Annotated in this window: 17 protein-coding genes and 2 pseudogenes; 6 read left to right on the forward strand and 13 right to left on the reverse strand. The window is 41.7% G+C overall.

All coding sequences use genetic code 11. The features are described 5' to 3' along the window. Nucleotides 1-106 precede the first annotated feature (106 nt). Nucleotides 107-1,546 (reverse strand): RtcB family protein, encoded by a 1,440-nt coding sequence (locus tag WA1_RS48285; RefSeq protein WP_017742429.1) that lies wholly within the window; start codon nucleotides 1,544-1,546, stop codon nucleotides 107-109. 122 nt (nucleotides 1,547-1,668) lie between these two features. Between WA1_RS48285 and WA1_RS56310 the strand changes: the two genes are divergently transcribed. Then, nucleotides 1,669-1,854: a hypothetical protein gene (locus WA1_RS56310; protein ID WP_148662910.1), complete on the forward strand. Its 186-nt coding sequence runs from the start codon at nucleotides 1,669-1,671 to the stop codon at nucleotides 1,852-1,854. Between the two features lie 255 nt (nucleotides 1,855-2,109). Here the strand turns inward: WA1_RS56310 and WA1_RS48290 are convergent, their stop codons facing one another. The 6 genes and pseudogenes from WA1_RS48290 to WA1_RS48315 all read right to left on the reverse strand — a co-directional run bounded on the left by WA1_RS48290 (nucleotide 2,110) and on the right by WA1_RS48315 (nucleotide 9,385). Further along, entirely contained in the window at nucleotides 2,110-4,791 is a 2,682-nt protein-coding gene (locus WA1_RS48290; protein WP_017742427.1) for a DEAD/DEAH box helicase, read from the reverse strand. Nucleotides 4,792-4,933: 142 nt separating this feature from the next. Then, a complete protein-coding gene (proC, locus tag WA1_RS48295; RefSeq protein ID WP_017742426.1) occupies nucleotides 4,934-5,746 on the reverse strand; it encodes a pyrroline-5-carboxylate reductase in 813 nt (270 codons plus the stop codon). A gap of 93 nt (nucleotides 5,747-5,839) precedes the next feature. Continuing rightward, entirely contained in the window at nucleotides 5,840-6,436 is a 597-nt protein-coding gene (locus WA1_RS48300) for a cell division protein SepF (protein WP_017742425.1), read from the reverse strand. 287 nt (nucleotides 6,437-6,723) lie between these two features. Then, nucleotides 6,724-7,398: a YggS family pyridoxal phosphate-dependent enzyme gene (locus WA1_RS48305; protein ID WP_017742424.1), complete on the reverse strand. Its 675-nt coding sequence runs from the start codon at nucleotides 7,396-7,398 to the stop codon at nucleotides 6,724-6,726. Continuing rightward, on the reverse strand, nucleotides 7,395-7,673 hold the full coding sequence (pipX, locus tag WA1_RS48310; protein ID WP_017742423.1) for a transcriptional coactivator PipX: 279 nt from the start codon (nucleotides 7,671-7,673) through the stop codon (nucleotides 7,395-7,397). Before pipX ends, WA1_RS48305 begins: the two co-directional genes overlap by 4 nt. A 169-nt stretch (nucleotides 7,674-7,842) precedes the next feature. Then, nucleotides 7,843-9,385: pseudogene (locus WA1_RS48315) on the reverse strand (anthranilate synthase component I). A 141-nt stretch (nucleotides 9,386-9,526) separates the two neighbouring features. Here WA1_RS48315 and rfbC point away from each other — a divergent pair. Then, the gene (gene rfbC / locus WA1_RS48320; protein ID WP_017742421.1) at nucleotides 9,527-10,072 is read left to right on the forward strand and encodes a dTDP-4-dehydrorhamnose 3,5-epimerase; all 546 of its coding nucleotides are present in this window, start codon (nucleotides 9,527-9,529) and stop codon (nucleotides 10,070-10,072) included. Between the two features lie 160 nt (nucleotides 10,073-10,232). On the opposite strand, the gene WA1_RS48325 is transcribed toward rfbC, so the two are convergent. The 5 genes and pseudogenes from WA1_RS48325 to WA1_RS48345 all read right to left on the reverse strand — a co-directional run bounded on the left by WA1_RS48325 (nucleotide 10,233) and on the right by WA1_RS48345 (nucleotide 15,012). After that, on the reverse strand, nucleotides 10,233-11,852 hold the full coding sequence (locus tag WA1_RS48325; RefSeq protein ID WP_017742420.1) for a PPC domain-containing protein: 1,620 nt from the start codon (nucleotides 11,850-11,852) through the stop codon (nucleotides 10,233-10,235). Between the two features lie 133 nt (nucleotides 11,853-11,985). Then, on the reverse strand, nucleotides 11,986-12,504 hold the full coding sequence (locus WA1_RS48330) for a helix-turn-helix domain-containing protein (protein ID WP_017742419.1): 519 nt from the start codon (nucleotides 12,502-12,504) through the stop codon (nucleotides 11,986-11,988). Beyond that, nucleotides 12,497-12,946: a DUF6932 family protein gene (locus WA1_RS48335; RefSeq protein ID WP_026134545.1), complete on the reverse strand. Its 450-nt coding sequence runs from the start codon at nucleotides 12,944-12,946 to the stop codon at nucleotides 12,497-12,499. The genes WA1_RS48330 and WA1_RS48335 overlap by 8 nt, the downstream gene beginning before the upstream one ends. Nucleotides 12,947-13,083: 137 nt before the next feature. Continuing rightward, nucleotides 13,084-13,675: pseudogene (locus tag WA1_RS48340) on the reverse strand (Uma2 family endonuclease). A 149-nt stretch (nucleotides 13,676-13,824) separates the two neighbouring features. Then, nucleotides 13,825-15,012, reverse strand: coding sequence for a CAP domain-containing protein (locus tag WA1_RS48345; RefSeq protein ID WP_017742417.1), 1,188 nt, complete (start codon nucleotides 15,010-15,012; stop codon nucleotides 13,825-13,827). A 264-nt stretch (nucleotides 15,013-15,276) separates the two neighbouring features. Between WA1_RS48345 and rfbD the strand changes: the two genes are divergently transcribed. The 4 genes from rfbD (at nucleotide 15,277) to WA1_RS48365 (ending at nucleotide 19,315) form a co-directional block, all read left to right on the forward strand. Then, a complete protein-coding gene (gene rfbD / locus WA1_RS48350; RefSeq protein WP_017742416.1) occupies nucleotides 15,277-16,164 on the forward strand; it encodes a dTDP-4-dehydrorhamnose reductase in 888 nt (295 codons plus the stop codon). Nucleotides 16,165-16,226: 62 nt separating this feature from the next. Next, entirely contained in the window at nucleotides 16,227-17,303 is a 1,077-nt protein-coding gene (locus tag WA1_RS48355; protein WP_017742415.1) for a glucose-1-phosphate thymidylyltransferase, read from the forward strand. Continuing rightward, the gene (locus tag WA1_RS48360; protein WP_017742414.1) at nucleotides 17,300-18,175 is read left to right on the forward strand and encodes a glycosyltransferase; all 876 of its coding nucleotides are present in this window, start codon (nucleotides 17,300-17,302) and stop codon (nucleotides 18,173-18,175) included. Before WA1_RS48355 ends, WA1_RS48360 begins: the two co-directional genes overlap by 4 nt. 42 nt (nucleotides 18,176-18,217) lie before the next feature. Then, complete coding sequence (locus tag WA1_RS48365; protein ID WP_017742413.1) at nucleotides 18,218-19,315, forward strand: glycosyltransferase family 4 protein; 1,098 nt, start codon at nucleotides 18,218-18,220, stop codon at nucleotides 19,313-19,315. A gap of 32 nt (nucleotides 19,316-19,347) precedes the next feature. Here WA1_RS48365 and WA1_RS61115 read toward each other — a convergent pair. After that, nucleotides 19,348-19,629 (reverse strand): DUF4351 domain-containing protein (locus WA1_RS61115; RefSeq protein ID WP_272819388.1); only part of this gene is annotated, 282 nt, incomplete at its 5' end.

Below are 19,629 nucleotides of genomic sequence, written 5' to 3' on the forward strand. Positions count from 1 at the left end.
TTAAGGGGTTCGTGGAATTACGATATAGATAATCTTTGGACTTGAAACAAGTCAATGAAAACCTCTCTGCTAGCCGAGAGGTTTGTTAAAACAAAGCCGATAGATATCACCCTTTAAACGTCAACACCGGACTCAACCTAGCCACAACACCCACCATATCCGCCTGTACCTGTACATCAATTACGGGCTGTATGGGTTTATAAGCAGCTGGCGCTTCTTCGATGCGGCGTTCTTCCCGCAAAGTGATACAATCTACACCTGTTAATCCCAAGGCTTCTTCACTCTGAGATGCTCCTTTACGGGTAAGGTCAAACCGTGAAAGTACTCTTCCCGCACCGTGGGAAGCAGAAGCGCAAAAAGCTGGATTGCCTTTCCCCACTACCAGATATGATGGCGTCCCCATCGATCCCGGTATAATTACGGGTTGTCCTTCGTAGGCGGGACAAGCACCTTTGCGAGTCACCCATCCTGCACCCTCTCGCAAAGTGATGTTGTGCGGTAAGTCATACACCAGTGGTGCTTCTACATCTCCATAAACTTCTCGCAAACGCAGACGCAGTAATTCTGCTAACAAAAGTCTGTTAACAAAACCATAGTTAGCAGCTGTAGCCTCTGCTTGCAGATACTGGGTAACTAGTTCGGGATGGGAATGCACGGACAAAGGAAAAATGTGGGAGTCTGGATACTTCAAACCTTTTTCCCAAGATGCTTTAGCTTTGTCACGCCACATTCCACCAATGTACTTACCTACGTTCCGAGAACCAGAATGAATCATGAAGGCAATTTGTCCTTCTTTAATTCCCCACTCATGGGCTAATGCTCTATTTTCTACTCGTTCTACTCTTTGAATTTCAACAAAGTGGTTCCCAGATCCAATAGTTGCAAGCCCACCATCGCGTACCAGCCCATTTTCAGGGACTAATTCTTCAGGAGCAAGTTTCCAATCTCCCTCCATTGAACCATTTAAGAAGATGAGATCGCCCTCTGCAAGCAATTCATTAAGATCGGACTTGACAAAACTCCCCGTAGGCTCATCTAACATGGCATCTACCCAACCAGGAACTCCATATTGAAACAATGCGTGCATGGTACGAGCATTCATTGTTACATCACGGGTTCCAAAAAAATAGTCCCCTTTCATGCGTTCCACAAACTGGTTGCGCTTTGCCAGGAATTGGTCAATTGTTAGATTGGCAACGTGCAAGCGCATTCCACAGTTTATATCTGAACCGACAGCACTGGGAATAACTTGACCGATTGTTTCGATAACTGAACCAATGGCAATTCCCCCATCACCGGGATGAAAGTCCGGTGTTGCATATGCACGACAAACACATCCACCAGCAGGATGGCGCACGTTGGCTAAGTTTGCTAATTGTTTGAGCGCCTTTGCTTCTACAGGGAAACCTTGTGGAAGTAACACTTCTGCTACGGGTGCATCGGAGGTATTGGATAAACGAATAGAGTAAGTCTTGTTGTTGTAGCTGACATCAAGCCCTTGGCGAGCTAGAGCTTGCAAAAGTCGTTTTAAATTCTTTGGCTGCATGAAAACTCCATGTTCAGCACTGAGGAGAGAGCGTTCAGTCAAATTTCAAAAAATGAAAGTAAGACTCAGAACTTATAACTCTGAACTCAGGGCTTTATTTTTTTTGAAGAGTTTAGGAGACTTTGGTTCAGCAGCCGCATCTCAACTTAAAAGTAGAAGTCGTTTTCCCAAATAGTATGGGAAGACGACAGGAGAATTCCTACTTATGTCTATGCTACATTAATAACACAAAGATTTTCGAGTGGCAAGCTCTTTTATTTGCGATCGCTATTTCTGCACAAAAGCACGAAGTAAAAAATGTATTTTGAATATTGTCAATTATTGCCAAATAGATCGCTCTAATTCAAAAAAAGAAGTGGCAGAGCCACTTCTAAGTAATTCCCAGGTAGAACCTAATCTTTAGTATAACTTTTATAAATATTTCAAATCGTATAATTACACACTTATTAATCTTCCCATTTATTAGGCTTTTTGGGTTTTAAAACTTTAAGACTATAATTTATGGAAATTTGCAACATTGAATGTAGAGATGACACAAAACATCTCTACACATAGAGTTTCTGCTATTCCACAACCTCATTAACAGGAAATCGATCGATCAATTGCATTGCACGATTGGCATTACGGCGCAAGGTATCTGACAAATGAGGTACGTGAGGAATTTGTGAAAGTAAATCTAAAGTCCGGCGTAAAATTCTTACCACGTCGCCTTCATCTAAACTTGTGCGATCGCACAACTCTACCCACTCCATTCCCAAAGCCCACTGTTCTACTAAAGAAACCAAATTGATAAATTTAGTCTCCAAACCCACAGGCAATGCGACACCATGGCGATATTGCACCTTAAGTACGGAACGACGAATTTTTTGCAGTCTCGTCCAAGCCTCATCCACTTCGGAGGAGACATCAAAGTTAACTTTGCTGTCTGGACGTGGTGTTTCGGTGACCAATGCTGCTACTGTCGCTGCTAAGTGTTGCGGATCTAAGTTATCTAATTCCTTACTAGCAAGTACCAAGCCAAGCCATAATTCATTTTCTCCTCTCAGGGCTGCAGCACTCTGTCCCAATTCTGTAGGAACCAAGTTAACCAGACATTCAAAATGCTGTAGAATTTCAATTAAATTCAAAAATTCCTCCCAATGGCGCTGGGATTCTTGCTCGACTTGCGATCGCAACTCCTGAATTTCTGCTTTCAATTCACCAACACGTGCTTTGCGTTTGGAAAGATTGCTCACATTGCCAGATTGATGCAAGGGATGAGCCTCTAATTGCTGCTGTACTGCAACAAGACGGCTCAACTGTTCTGCAACTTCTGGAGCCATATATTCAGTTCCACTGGGATCGGGAATCTGTTGGGCTATGGCTGCTGTTTCCTGATTACCTGCGAGTGTCTGTCCCCGTTTCAAAGGCATCTCTGGTGGTGGTAGGAAATCGGCAGGCACTTCTATTCTAGGTAATTCTGCATGCAAATCCAACACATCGGAGGTTGTCACAACATACCACCGATTATCTCGCCCCAAACAAACTAGATAACTCGTTTGACTGGGACTTGGTGTTTTCCCCACCAACACTGCGGGAATTGGCGCGGGCATTGTAAAGTTTTTACTCTTGAGACTCAAAAGCGTTCCCGATACAGCAAAATCTAACATCATTGCCAATTCTTCTTGTCGGGTTTCTTGAGCCTGTTCTTGCAGCGTTTTCAATAATTGACGTTCTACTCGCAAGCGTTGCCTTAATTTCTCATAAACAGCCACTTCCCCTTCGTCAATCGTTTCAATCTGTGCTTGAAGTTCGTCTAATTGTGTTTGTAAATAGTCTATATACTCATACTGCGGTTTGAGATGAAGATTCGCCAAGTATTGCCCAAAACTGCGTTCTATCAGTTCTCTTGATTGCTCAAGCGTATGAGTTTGCAGTAGGTTGAGCACCATGCCGTAACTGGGCGTAAACTGGCTGACTAGGGGATCTGGTCTAGATGTCCCTAAATACGCTGCTTCCTTTGCTCCTTCAAAAGGAGTTTGCAGGGTCACCACATGACCCCGTTCATCCATCCCCCGACGCCCCGCTCTTCCTGCCATTTGCAGAAACTCGGAAGCGTTTAACAAGCGATGTCCTGTATCGGTACGCTTGGAGAGGGTAGAAATGACTGTTGTTCTGGCTGGCATATTAATTCCTGCAGCCAAAGTTTCGGTAGCAAATACAACTTTAATCAGCCCTTGCTGGAAGAGTTCTTCTACCAGTACTTTCCAAGCAGGTAATATCCCCGCATGGTGTGCTGCAATACCTCGATACAGAGGTCCGACGTGTCCGGAACGACCTGCATCGGGATTGCGTGTTAAAAATTCGTCAATTTGCCTGCGTAACTGTTGTGCTTCCTCTCTATTAACCAGCCAGAGATCGCCAACTTCTGCCACTGCTTTATCACAACCTCGGCGACTGAAGATAAAGTAAATAGCTGGTAGCATATCCCGTTCTTGGAGTTGGGTTAGAATCTGAGTGATCTCAGGTGCTTCAGCTCTTACATTTTTGCCTTTTTCTTTGTCTCCCCTTTTCTTTTTCTTCAGGAGGCGGGAGTTAATTTGGGTTTTGTTGTCATTTAATAGCGGAAATAGCCCTTTTACCGTGCCAAAGTGAAATTCTAAAGGGACTGGTCGAAAATCAGAATAAATCAAGTCTGTGGGACCGTGGACTTGATTTAACCAGTCGGTCAGTTCATCACTATTGGCAACCGTTGCTGACAGGGCTACAAGTTGAACGCTTCGAGGACAATATATGATAGATTCTTCCCAAACTGTTCCTCTTTGGCGATCGTTCATGTAGTGGCACTCGTCAAGCACCACCCCCTCAACGTCCGCTAAGGAAATCCCAACTTGCCCGATAGGCGTACCATAGAGCATATTGCGAAAAATCTCTGTGGTCATAACCAATACCGATGCATCTCGGTTGATGGAGGCGTCGCCAGTCAACAGCCCGACATTGTCAAAGCCAAATCTTTCGCGAAAGTCTCGCAGTTTCTGATTTGAGAGTGCTTTCAAAGGAGTCGTGTAGAAAACTCGCTTTCCTCGCGACAGGGCGCGACAAATAGCATATTCCCCTATTAATGTTTTACCTGAACCAGTGGGCGCACACACAACTACGGAGCGTCCGGCGTTCAGAGACGCGATCGCTTCCTTTTGGAACCGATCCAGTTCAAAAGGGAAGATCGAACTTGGGTCAACTTCAGGAGACAGCGCAGGATAGTTCACTCAATCTTAATTGCAACCATATTATTTACTATATTAACCAGTCTTTTGTCAACTTTGTCAGTTGTTAGTTGTTAGTTGTTAGTTGTTCGTTGTTCGTTGTTCGTTTTACTACTAACCACTTACCACTTACCACTAACCTTTATTATTTTCCCAATTCTTGAGATCGTGCTGTGGCTGCTTTGACTGCTTGAATTAAAGCCGAACGAAAAGAAGCTTGCTCTAATTGGACAATACCAGCAATTGTTGTACCACCCGGACTGGTGACGCGATCTTTGAGTTCTGCTGGATGAATTTTTGTTTCATGGAGAAGTGTTGCTGTTCCCAGTACAGTTTGTAGGGCGAGTTGGTTGGCGATCGCTCTTGGTAAACCTGCTGCGACTCCCCCATCTGCAAGTGCTTCTACCATCAGCGCTACGTAAGCCGGTCCCGATCCTGATAGCCCTGTGACTGCATCCATCAAGCTTTCTGAAACTTCTACGACTTCTCCTACTGCCGAAAAGAGTTTCTTTGCTATTTCTTGGTGATGTACCTTGGTATATGCCCCCATACATATCGCCGTCATTCCCGCCCCTACAGTTGCAGGGGTGTTTGGCATCGCCCGAATGACTGGTATGTGGGGAAAAGCTGCTTCTAATTGACTGAGAGTCACACCTGCCAATATGGAAATGACTAAAGGTTTGGAACCTGTGGGTATGACATCTGCCAATTCTTGGGCGATCGCACTAAATACCTGGGGCTTAACTGCCAGAAATAGGACTTCTGTCACTTGTGTGAAAACCAGACGATTATCTGGTGTCACTGTAATACCGTACTCCTCCTGTAAGAAAACTTGCCGTGAGGGCTGCGGTTCGCTGACTATAACTTCTGATGGTTGATATATTTTCCGAGCAATAAGACGGGATAACAGCGCTTCTCCCATTACCCCGCCACCTATTAAGCCAAATTTAGTTGTCATTTGTCATTTGTCATTTGTCATTTGTCATTTGTCATTTGTCTCTATTCTGACGACAAAGGACAAAGGACAAAGGACTAATAACTTGTATATTATTTATTGTGCTACGCGGTTAGCGTCATTTCCCCAATTTTGATTTGGGGTTGCAGTAGGACGTGGGCGTGCAGGCGGTTGGGGAACTTCGTGCAGAACTCCTGTTTGAGTACTAACTTGTACGCAGCTTGGTGTAAACAAAAAGATACTTTCGCCGATGCGTTCTTGATGTCCATCTAGGGCGTAAGTTCCACCTGCAACAAAATCTACTGCCCGTTGTGCCTGATCCGGGTCCATAATTGTTAAATTTAACACAACTGACTTACGCTCTCGCAATGCTTGAATCGCCTGGGGCATTTCTTCAAAGGTGCGTGGCTCTAGCACCAATACTTCTGAGATCCCGTTCATTGCTCCTGGCATACCAATAACATTACTCATCGGCTTAGAACCTGTTGCTATATCATTTCCCCCCATTGTAGGCACAGGTTCGCGCCAACGTCGATTAGCTGGTGTAGGTTCTTGTGGTGTTTGTTGAGAGGCATTTTGTTCCTGATACAGATTCCGGTAACTATCTGTATCGGGTTCTTCTTCTTCATAGTAGTACTCTACTGGCTCATTTAGACCGACGAAGTCTCTCAGCTTGGAAAATATGTTGTTCATGGTTTGCGCTCCTAGTGCCAATCACTATTGACTGTAGTGACCAAAATAACTCAGTCAACTCTCACTGCTACAATGGTCGGACAACCCAGCAAATTCTATCGCTGTTTGTAGCATCTATTACGTTTTTTTTTAATAAACAGAAAATGCCCCCAGTCTGTTTGTTATATTGTCTTGCACACAATAATGAGTCCAGATTATAACTTAACTGGAACGCTAGGGGAAGTTTATGACATCCTTTTTTTTATCTTTAATTTCTAAATCAGTGACCAGTGGTCACTGGTCACTGGTCACTGATACAGTCTTTCACCAAACAGAATGGTTCCTAACCTGACCATTGTTGTACCGGCTTGTATTGCCAGTTGGTAATCGCCTGACATCCCCATGCTCAGTTGGTGCATTTTAATGCTAGATAAGTTTTTTTCTTGAATTTCTTTCGCTAGGTCTCGAGTACGATGAAACACGTCGAGTATCTCGGACTCATTTAATCCAAGTGGTGGAATTGTCATCAAACCATGAATTTGTAAATTTTTACATTCATTAAGCTGTGATAAATCTTCTAGTAACTGTGATACCGTCCAACCTGACTTGTTGGGATCGCTGAGAATTTTGACTTGCAGGCAAACCAAAGGGCTTCGTCCCAATTGCTGTGCTAATTGGTTTAAGCGTTGAGCCAGTTTCAAACTATCCACAGAATGTATCCACTGGAAGTGTTCAATGGCAAGTTTTGCTTTGTTACTTTGCACTTTGCCAATAAAGTGCCAGGTAATATCTGGTAAATCTTGCAACTCGACTTGTTTGGTTGCTGCCTCTTGGATGCGACTCTCTCCAAAATCGCGAATTCCGGCAGCATAGGCATGGCGCATCATTTCAGGGGCTACTTGCTTGGTAACAGCAATTAACCGAACTGAACTCGGGAGAGAGGACTGAATGGCAATAATACGTTCGGTGGGCGAACTGCTCATTGGAAGGTGCGTTGGAAAACACTGTGAAGCTGATCGTACTCTTGTGATTGTCCGCTACGTCGTAGATTACGTAAACGGGTTTCTAATAACATTCTGGCTTCTGTTCGTCCAATTGACTGGAATTTGAGACCCTTCGCATCAGATGTTACTAAAAAGAACAAGCGCTGTGCGTAAAGTGTAGTGAACAACTCCTGGTTCTCGTCTACCATACAAATCCTATAGAGCAAACCCCAAGTTGGATGATTTATGTAAGTTTCCGAGTTTTCTGAGTACATTTAATACTGTTTGATGATGGATATATCAATAAGGGTGCAAAAATTCTGACAGTGATGGATGTATCGCTGAATTTTTGCTGAAAATTGCCAAAGTAGTGTAAAACCATGTTTATTTTGTCACGAGCTATTAGTCAAGAGCAATTCCAAGAGAAGTCATTAACTGATAGCTTCAATTACAGGTTCTGGTCTCACCACTCAAAGGCTTTTGATTTAAGACTGCTGCTAGAGCTTGAAGTTGTGCTTGCGCTTTATACAGCGATTCATACCATTCTCTCTCAGGATCGCTGTCTGCTACAATTCCAGCTCCTACTTGTCCCCAGACAGTGTTGATTTTGGATTTTGGATTGGGGATTTTGGATTGGGGATTGATTATTAATTCTTCTCCCTTGTCCTTCTTGTCCTCTGCAATAGAAGGAGCTAGTAGAAGGGTACGGATGAGAATATTTAAGTCCAAGTTACCCTGCCAATCTAAATAGCCGCACGAACCATAGAACAAGCTGCGACGTGTAGGTTCGAGTTCTTCAATAATTTCCATGCAGCGAACTTTGGGGCAACCCGTAATTGTGCCGCCAGGAAACATGGCACGAATTAAGTCAAGGGCATCACATTCTGATTTTAGAACACCTTTGATGTTGCTGACAAGATGCATAACATGACTGTAACGCTCAATTGTCAATAATTCATCAACATTAACAGTTCCCCATTCACAGACTCGCCCCAAATCATTGCGTTCTAAATCTACAAGCATGATGTGTTCGGCGCGTTCTTTGGTATTGTTGAGCAGTTCTTGCGCCAACTGTCGGTCTTCGCTAGGCGTCATTCCACGCGATCGCGTCCCGGCAATAGGTCTTGTAGAGGCATAAGATTTTGTCTTTCCGTATTTTTGTAGTTTTACTAACCTTTCTGGAGAACAACTCACGACTTCCCCCCAGGGAGTTTGCCAGTAGCTTGCAAAAGGGGAAGGATTGATCTGTTGCAGAACCCGGTACACGTCCCAACCACAAGCTGTTGTTTGTATTTCAAAACGAAGCGACAGATTTGCTTGAAAGATATCTCCAGCTTGAATGTATTTTTTAGCATGGTTGACTGCCGCCTCGTACTTTTGTTGAGATATGTGGAAGAAGGGAGTGGGGAGGTGGGGAGGTGGGGCGCTCTGATGACTTGGGACTGGGGTGGATGTTGTTCCCTTGTCGTCTGCTGCTTGTAACTTCTTCTCAAGTTCATCCAGTCCAACAGGACTACTAGCGGCTAGCCATAAAATTTGCTCTTTGTGGTTTAGAACAGCAAAGCACTCTGGTTCGTACCAAAAGGCTAGTGGAAACGGTAGGAGATCGGGTTTGTTGAAGGGTAACTGTTCAATTTCCCATGCCACATCATAGCCCAACCAACCCAGCCAACCGCCTGTGAAGGGGAGAGGGGGGGATGGGGAGAGGGGGGGACATTTCTCCTTGTGTCCGTAGCAACTTGTCTAAAAATGGTAAAACTTCTCCAAGTGGTGGTGTCCACATTTGTGGAACTCTATCAATAACCCGAGGTGCGCCAGCACAGATAGAATATTGAGCCACCTGGGGACAATCTGTTGGTGTTGGGTAAGGGCTTTCCAGTAAAGTGGCAATTTTGTATGTGGAGGTATGACGAAATAAGGCCATGAAAATATCAGAACCTGTACGATTTTCTAAGGGGAGCGATCGCCAATACCAAGGCTGTATCATTATCTTTTATCAGAACGAGCCACGAATGCAGTTAAGTATATATGGCAATTGGCTATTTTTGCCAAAACATTTTTCTAAAACCATATTGCACTACGCTGTTAAATACTTTTTATTATCTATTTGAATTGCCGGATTGGGTCAATGAATATTATCACTACGAAAATCCCCGAAGTTCTAATTATCGAACCTAAAGTCTTTCAGGACGAGCGAGGCTTTTTCTTTGAAGCTTTCAATTATAAAATTTTTACAGAGCAAACAGGTATTTTTGTCAACTTTGTACAAGACAATCACTCAGCCTCAAAACAGAATGTCCTGCGGGGATTGCATTACCAAATACAACAACCGCAGGGCAAGCTTATTCGTGCGATCGCTGGCACTATCTTTGATGTAGCTGTAGATATTAGAAAAAGTTCTCCCACTTTCGGTCAATGGGTTGGCTGTGAACTCAGCGATCTCAATAAACGACAATTGTGGATACCTCCTGGTTTTGCCCACGGTTTTGTCGTCCGTTCAGAAACCGCCGAAGTTCTATACAAAACTACAGATTACTACGCCCCCAAATACGATCGCTGTATTATTTGGGACGATCTTGATTTAGCCATAGATTGGCATTTGACAAACCCGCCCATTCTATCTCCCAAAGACGCTGCCGGTCAATCTTTCAAAACTGCTGAGATTTTTTTATAATTGCTAACAGTCAACAATTAACCGTTATAGCAATCCTATTTGATTTGTGAAAAAATCTAAGTACTTGTAGGGTGGGCTTTAGCCCACCACGTAAGCTTTTGGTGGGCTAAAGCCCACCCTACGTGTATTTCAAAAATCAAATAGAAGTCCTATATAACCATTAGCTGTTAGCAATTTCAAGAGTGTAATTAGTATTATCTATGAGGTCAGCAGTATAGACACGAATAAAATAAGTACCACGCCCTAGTGTTGAGTTAATTGCACCATTTCTCCAAGGATTACCATCAGACTGATACCACTTTTCATTAGGATCGTATATACCGTTGCCGTTGCTATCAAAAATTAATTCTACGTCTGCATAGCTACTTAAGCCACTTAACGACAGATCGAAGTTGCTAGTTTGGGCTAAACTGAAGCGGTAGTAATCATTGCGATCGCTACTACCCACAAAGTCTGTAAAACTACGCTTTGTATTTAACATACCAACATCAACGGCTGTAGCAAAAGTGTTGCCCGGATCTTTTGGTGTTGTGCGTGGGGCTGCTGTTGCTGATACTCCTAGTGTGTAGTTGGTGTTGGTGTTCGAGTCGGCAGAAAAGATCCGAATGAAGTAAGTCCCCGCTCCTAATGTTGCGTTAATTGAACCCTGTTGGTTGCTACTACCATAACCGTCATATAACAGTTCGTTAGAATCATACACCCCATTACCATTAGCATCAAAAATAACTTCAATATCAGCATAGTCACTTAAACCCGTTAAGGATAAGTTAAAATAACTAGTTTGAGTGAGGGTAAAGCGATAATAGTCATTGCGATCGCTCGCACCAATAAACTGATTGGTAAAATTGCGGCTACCATTGAGAAAACTAATGTTAAAAGCACTACCCAAAGCATTGTCGTCTCGGTTAGCTGATGGAGAGAGAGAGTTAGGCCAAGTTGCTGAACGATTTTCCAGAAATCCGAAAATCTCAAAGTGTTGTTGCGCCTGCTGATTGCTGAAGTTTAATGCTGTTAAATCGGAATTATTAGCCAAGTAGTAGCTGACACTAAAGGATTCTGAGGAAGTACGTCCCTCTTGCAAACCGTATTTCTGAAAGTGTTCAAATGATTGAGTGTTAGAGAACCCTGCTGCAATTAAGTCAGCATGAGTGTTACGGTAATAGTTACTATCAAAAGAGATGGAAAACCTACGCCCTTCTGCAACACCATAGGTTTCCAAATGCTGTAACAGTTGGCTATTATTGAAACCTACAGCGAATAAGTCAGAATTGACAGCCCGATAGACATTGAGATCGACAAACGGTGAAAAGCGGCGTCCTTCCTCCAGACCATAATTGACAAGATGTTGCAAGGCTTGGTTGTTATTCAAACCTGATAAGTCACTGTTGGAACTGCGGTAAAAGTTGAGATTAACAAAAGAAGAGAATTGGCGTCCTTCAACCAAACCATAATTTTGTAGATGATCGAACAGTTGCTCGTTGTTAAAGCCTACTAAGTCACTATTGTTGTTACGATAGAAGTTGAAATCAAAAAATGGTGAAAATTTCCTTCCTTCCCGAACACCGTTGTTTTGTAGATGCTCGTAAGCCTGGTAGTTGTTGAAGTTGGCTAAGTCACTATTACTAGCACGGTAAAAGTGGAGATCTACAAGAGGAGAAAAGCGGCGACCCTCATTGAGACCATAGTTTTGAAAGTGTGACTGTAATTGGTTATTATCAAAGCTTGCTAAGTCAGAATTAGCAGCACGGTAAAAATTAGCATTAAATAGATTTACGGACATAGTTAAAGTTTAAGAACTTTTTGGAACACTTTCTGATATCGTTAGTGTTCCCCATGCCCTATAGTTTCTTTTAAGTATAAATACGGAAGCTTACCGTTTTTTATCTTTAAGCATGGTTTACATCTCACCTAATCTATAGCAATAAACTCTTTTTTATTGTCTTGGATGAAGAGAGTAATTCTTCTTTTGTAACCGGTGTTCTTCTGAGCATATCTAAAGGAACTACAAACTTACCTTGTACTTTTATTTCAAGCGCCAAAAATACTCCCATCACATCCATGAAACTAGCATCTTCATAGTCTTTGTCTTCATAATTTTTAATTTGTTCTTCTGTTAATCCAGCTAAATCAGCGAGTTCTTTTTGGCTGAGATTCGCTGCTATACGAGATTTAATAAGAAGTTGTGGTAGATAGTAAATATCATCAAGTGTCAACACGATGGGTGTTTGACTATCGTGAGATGTGAGATTTTCATATTCAGCGATTTCAGCTTTTAATTTATCTAAATGAGATTGTAATGCGCTTCGGTTTAGTTCCCATCGCTGAGGCTCGTTGATTTTTGCGGCTTCATCTTTTTCCATTTCGGCTATAGATTTTTTCAACTCACCTGCTAAATATTGAGTATATTCATACTGTTTTTTATCTTTAATCATCGTCCCACCTCATTAAATCTATTGCGATAATACCTTTTTTGTTTTGATTTCTATCTCGTTGAAATAATTCAAAAGAATTTAGACTATAATTACCAACAGGTTGGTTGGCTGGAAAAATCTCACCTCTATACTTGGCTTTTTGTCCAGCACGATCATAATGATTGAGCAATCGAGGTGCATTAATTCTGAGATAATCGATATCTACAGTTTCGTCATCGTAACAAGCATCAAAATCTCCCGGTTTAGATTTAACAGTAACAAAGCTGCCATTAATATAAATGGCTCTGCAACCAGCTGCTTTTAGCTGCTTCATTGCTATTTGTAATCCCTGTATTAAAGATAACCTCCGCTCATTATTACCAAATCGCTCTACAAATTCCTCCCATTCTGCCCAATGTACTCCTGGTGGTAAGTTACCATTTTCATCAAATTCTGGAATCACTCTCTCACAACCTAACACAAATCAACTATCGTTAGGAGCGTAACACAGCACTCCACACTTCGCACTTAAACAACCCAATTCTTTCTTTCTTGCTAGCACACTGCCCACCTGCCCACCCAACGTTTTTCATCTTTTTCTCAACTTTCGTCATTTTCACCGAAATCTACTTGTTCGTAAAGGTCGCTCAATGAAATTTTAAAATCAATCGTTTGTAGTGACAAAGTTACAGATTCACCTTCAAATTCATCAAAAATCCATTTACCATCAGTCGTTTTTACATAATGCATCACATGATATTGATATTGGTCAATTAAGATATATTCCTTAAATTCAGGAATTGAACGATAATATAAAAATTTATCTCCTTGGTCGTAGTTTTTAGTTGATTTCGATAAAACCTCAGCAATTAGCAAGGGGTTCATGACAGTTGTTGTACTTGTTCCCGTATAAACGGGCTGTCCTTGAATTACCATTACATCCGGATAGATATGTTGCCGATACTTCGGTATCCATAAGCGCACGTCACTGAATATAAACATTATATTTTTTGCCTTTTAAAGCAAACTTCAAGTAGGCATAAAAGTTGCCTGCAATTTTATTATGATTGGTAGTGCCACCCGTCATCGGTACAATTTCTCCAGCGCGGTATTCACTTTTATATTCTGCTTTTTCTTCCAGTTCTAAATATTCTTCGGGTGTGTAATAACGTTTTTGTGTTTGTACTTGCATAAATATACAACCTATTAATCTGCTGCTAAGATTTTTTGGGCGGGAACGCGATCGTGCTCTATCTTTACTATAGACTCCCATCCCAAGTGAAGAATGGTAGAAGACCCAAATCTACCCAACAAAGGAAGGTAAAAGAAAAGTTTTTCAGTTTAAGCAAGAGTGCCTAAATCTTGCACCCAGTAATGATTGTAATTAATGCTGCCAGTATCATTAGTGAGATAGTAGTATCCAATTCCAATTTCCTTGAACATTGGATTCATTATATTGGCACGATGTCCTGCACTGTTCATCCATCCTTGAACAACCGCTTGGGGCGTTGATTGACCTGCAGCAATATTTTCCCCAATAGTGGAATATTGGAAGCCCACCGCTTTAGCGCGATCGCCTACAGAGGAACCATTAGAGTCGGTATGACTGAAAAAGTCTTTGATCGCCATATTTTGAGCATGTGTCTGGGCTGAATTATTTAACTTGTCACTCAACTTTAGCGGTTGCACGCCTGCTTTCTGACGTTCGGTGTTTGTCAAATCTAAAATGCTCTGTATGAAAGAATTGTTACCTGCACTCAGAGGTTCTGGCGCTGAAGTGGGTACAGGTAATGATGTAGGTGCAGCAGACAGGCTCAAATTATAGTTCGTATTTGCTCCGCCGACTCCTTGATAAACCCGAATGTAATAAGCACCAGCTTGTAAATTGCTAAAACTCAATGCTTCATTTGCAGAACCACCGTTGGTAGATGCCGATATGAGCAGTCCGTTGCTATTCAGTAGTTCTACGTCTGCATTAGCACTCAACCCATTTAGTCCCAAGTTGAAGTTGGTGTTTTGAGAACTCAGGTCTACGCGGTAATAGTCATTTTGGTCTGCATCACTAATAGACTCTCTGTACACAACCGTCTTGGAATCTAAAACAATATTACGAGCTAGATTCATCGCATTACCAGCATAGTCGCGACTCATGCTGATATTGACGAAGGGTGATGCTTGGCGACCTTCTGTTAAACCATAGGTTCGTAAATGGTCAAAAAGTTGCTCGTTGCTTAAGCCTGCAAGGTCACCGTTGTTCTGACGGTAGAAATTGAAGTCAACAAAGGGTGAAAATTGCCGTCCTTCAGAAATACCGTAATTGGATAAATGCTCGTAAGCTTGTTGGTTATTCAAAGTAGCTAAATCGCTATTGCTAGCACGGTAGAAGGATAAGTCAACTAACGGAGAGAAGAGGCGATTTTCACTCAGACCAAAGTTTTGAAAATGTGACAGTGCCTGTGCATCCGTCATATTTCTGAGGTCTGGATTAGCACTTCGATAAAAATTCACATCAAATGAATTTACGGGCATAGGTAGAGTTTAAAGAGATACTTAGTTTGGTTGTCTTACCTTGGTATTCCCTATGCCATAAAACTTCAAACCTTGAAAATACTGAATTTTCAAAGTTTAGAGTTTAAGAAAAAATGTTAAATGGGAACACAAGCAAATATGGTATCAAAATAAATACCACACTTCTTGTCAGCTAAGATACATAAATTTACGGATAACTTTTCCGGATTTATGCAGGCGATCGGTGATAATCTAGATTCGCTGTTGCTACGGCTAAGGGGAAAAATGAGTCAATCCATTCTGCTGATTGGCAGCAACGGTCAAGTGGGTACAGAACTGCAAAAAATCCTGACCCCCTACGGAAATACCGTTGCAGTTGCACGTCCAACTATAGATATGACCAAACCAGATACTCTGTGCAGTATAATCAGAGAGAAAAAACCTCAAATTATCATCAACGCTGCTGCATATACCGCCGTTGACAAAGCTGAAAGTGAAGTGGAAGTTGCAAATGCTGTCAATGGCATAGCACCAGGAATTATAGCTGAAGAAGCTGACAAATTAGGCGCTTTCCCGATCCATATCTCCACTGATTACGTTTTTGATGGTAATAATAGTCGTCCTTACTTGGAGACTGACACAATAAATCCTTTAAGCGTCTATGGCAAAACCAAGCTTGCGGGAGAAGAAGCGATTCAAAAATGTTGTACGAATTACCTCATTCTTCGCACGGCTTGGGTATATGGAACTTTCGGCAAAAGTAACTTTGTCAAAACCATGCTGAGACTGGGAGGAGAAAGAGAAGAAATTCGCGTTGTAGCCGACCAAATTGGTAGCCCGACTTGGGCTAGAGATATTGCAGGCGCGATCGCCCGAATTCTTCCTCAAGTTAGTCCAGAAATTACCGGAATTTATCATTACACTAACAGTGGCGTTACAACCTGGTACGACTTTGCTGTCACAATTTTTGAAGAAGCGCAGCAACTTGGCTTTCCCCTGAAAGTACAGCGAATTGTCCCCATCTCAACTTCAGAATATCCAACACCAGCCCGACGCCCTAGCTATTCTGTGCTTTCTTGTGCCAAAATAGCCAAAGTTTTAGGAACTTACCCACCTCACTGGCGGCAAAGTCTCAGGCAAATGATTAAAGAGTGGTTATTGGTTAGTGGTTAGTTGTTAGTGGGCAAATGACAAATGACAAATGACAAATGACAAATGATAAATGACAAATGACTATGAAAGCACTGATTCTCTCAGGCGGTAAAGGTACGCGTCTACGACCTCTCACTTATACGGGAGCAAAACAACTAGTACCAGTTGCTAATAAACCAATATTATGGTATGGCATTGAAGAAATGGTCAGTGCTGGGGTGACTGATATTGGCATCGTTATCAGCCCGGAAACGGGAGGAGAAGTTAAGGCCAAAACCGGAAATGGGGAACTTTTCGGAGCAAATATCACCTACATCTTACAGGATCTACCAGCAGGGCTGGCCCATGCTGTTCAAGTTGCTCGTTCTTTTCTGGAAGATTCTCCATTTATTATGTATTTGGGGGATAACTTGATTCAACAAGGCGATTTAAGCTATTTTCTCAAACTTTTTACTCAAAATCAGCAAGATGCTTTGATTCTTTTACGTCAGGTTGATAACCCCAGTGCTTTTGGAGTGGCTAAGGTTGATGAAACAGGGCGGGTGGTACAGCTGATTGAAAAACCAAAAGACCCTCCTTCCAATCTGGCTCTGGTTGGTGTTTACTTCTTTTCTCACGTGATTCATGATGCGATCGCTAACATCAAACCTTCTGCAAGAGGCGAATTAGAAATCACTGATGCTATTCAATGCCTTATTGACAATGAAAAACACGTGGTAGCCTGTCAATTGGAAGGTTGGTGGTTGGACACTGGGAAAAAGGATGATTTGCTAGAAGCCAATCGGCTGATTCTCGATACTTACTTAAAAACTTCTATTTCAGGAGAAATTGATGTGCAAAGCCAAGTTATTGGGCGGGTGAAAATTGGTAGTGGCTCTAAAATTGTCAACTGTACAATTCGCGGTCCAGTTGTGATTGGTAGCAACTGTTATATAGAAAACTGTTTTATTGGCCCTTATAGTAGCATTGCCAATAATTGTACTCTCATTGAGACAGATGTGGAACACAGTGTTTTGTTGGAAGGCGCTAAAATAGTTGGAATTCATCAACGTATTGTTGATAGCGTGATTGGACAACGAGCGCAGCTGAATGCTACACCCCGTCGTCCAAAGGCCTTGCGATTTCTTATCGGTGATGACTGTCAAATAGAATTAACGTGATTTATTTTTTAACAATTAACTACTATTCCACTCCTCTTGTTACCAAGTTAATTAGTTCTTTACCAGATAACCAACGTTTTGAATATAAAATTATAATCATTAACAATTCTCCTGATGATAATTCTATTTATCAACTCAAAAATCAATCGGTACTGATTTTTGATGCTACTCATAATCTAGGTTTTGGTCATGCTTGTAATATGGGATTAAAATGGATTTACGAGCAAGAGCCTCAAGGAATTGTTTGGATTATAAATCCCGATGCCTATTTATCAGAAAACCCTTTAGACAAAGTTCGCTCATTCTTTGAGTCAAACCCAGAAATATCAATTCTCGGTACTATTATTCATACCCCTATAGGAGAAATTTGGTTTGCAGGTGGATGCTTTAATCCCGCTAGTGGAGCGATCGCCACTCAAGATTTATTAACAAATATAGAGACAGAGTATGTGACTTGTGATTGGGTATCAGGTTGCAGCCTAATTATTAATCTTCGTAAGTTTGATAATTTGCCTCAATTTGACCGGGCTTACTTTCTCTACTATGAAGATTTTGACTTATGCAGGAGATATGCAAATCAAGGACATACTATTGCAGTGACAAAGCTATTTGGAGTGGTTCATCAACCTTCTTCAATTACCAATAAATATGTTTTTAGAAAAATCAAACACAGTAGTTATAGTTATTTAATGACTTTAGAGAAATATACAAATAATTTTATTCTAATGCTTCGATTAATCCGTCTGCTTACCTACGCTGTAGTATTGATATTTATAAAGCCTCAAGTCGCATTTGGTAAGTTTTATGGAGTCTTTATGTATTTGAGGCGAACTTTTTCTTATATTAGCTCTCTTAGATCCCCGACTTCTTAAAGAAGTCGGGGATCTGGACTGGTAAATTATAATTGTTATACAATGAGCAAATTATTAATTAATCTATCAGTTGTTTTTTCCCAGCCTACTGGCATAAGCAACTATGCAAAAAATCTTTTTCCCTATTTAAAAACTCTCAATCCAACTTTATTGACAGCCTATAACTATCCTGATTTTAGCTGTTATTCAATTCCTGGGAATCTCACTCCCGCTCAAGGTACAAAAGGTCATTTTGACCGTCTTTTATGGACTCAATTTCAACTACCTCTAATCTATAAAAAGCTAGAATCCAATCTGATATTTTCACCTATACCAGAAGCGCCTTTGTATGGAAATTGCCGTTTTATTGTCATGGTTCATGACCTCATTCCAATACGCTTTCCCAAACTTTCGTCGCCCCTAACATACTATTTTCGCTATTATATTCCTCAAGTGCTGAATCAAGCACAACATATTGTTTGTAACTCTCATTCTACAGCCAAGGACATCGCTCAGTTCTACAGCATACCGGAAAACAAAATCACTCCCATTCTTTTGGCACATGACGCTAGTCGTTTTTGCCCTGTTTCTTTAGAGACTAACGAGCAAGATTCCCTCACCACAAAATGTCCGTACTTCCTTTATCTTGGGCGACAAGACCCCTATAAAAATTTGCTCAGACTTGTTTCAGCTTTTGCTGCAATACCCAATAATAAAGATTATGAACTGTGGTTTGCAGGACCACAAGATAAACGCTACACTCCAAGCTTGCAAAAACTTGCTGAGGAACTAGATGTTATCAATCAAATCAAATTCCTCAACTATGTTCCTTACAAAGACTTACCCAAAATTATCGGTGGTGCGATCGCTCTAGTTTTTCCCAGCCTTTGGGAGGGATTTGGTTTTCCAGTTTTAGAAGCAATGGCTTGCGGTACTCCGGCGATCGCATCTAATATTTCTTCTTTACCGGAAGTCGCTGGTGACGCTGCTATTTTGATCGATCCCTACAATGTTAAGGAGATCGCAGAAGCCATGCAAGCGATCGCGACTGATTCACAATTGCGTCAGCATCTTTCTAGCAAAGGAATCCATAGGGCAAATCAATTCAGTTGGGAAAAAACAGGGCTGGCTACAGTTGAGGTTTTATCACGTTATCTTTAAGAGGCGATCGCTTTCTCACCTCTTTCACCAAATTAATTAGAATTCTCTTGCAGCCAAGTCAACAAATCCGAGTCATCAGAAAAATCTAATAGTGCAACTGCTAAATTCTCTAGTTGTGCTACTGATAACCGAGTTATGCGCTCTTGTAATTGTTGATTTACTCCGCCTATGCGACGTTGAAGTTGTCGCACAATTAACTGTAGTGCTTCTTCCTGCTTAACTTCCTCTTTAACTTCTTCGCGAACTTCCTCTTTAACTTCTTCGCGAACTTCCTCTTTAACTTCTTCGCGAACTTCCTCTTTAACTTCTTCGCG

Source organism: Scytonema hofmannii PCC 7110 (assembly GCF_000346485.2).
GTDB classification, from domain to species: domain Bacteria; phylum Cyanobacteriota; class Cyanobacteriia; order Cyanobacteriales; family Nostocaceae; genus Scytonema; species Scytonema hofmannii.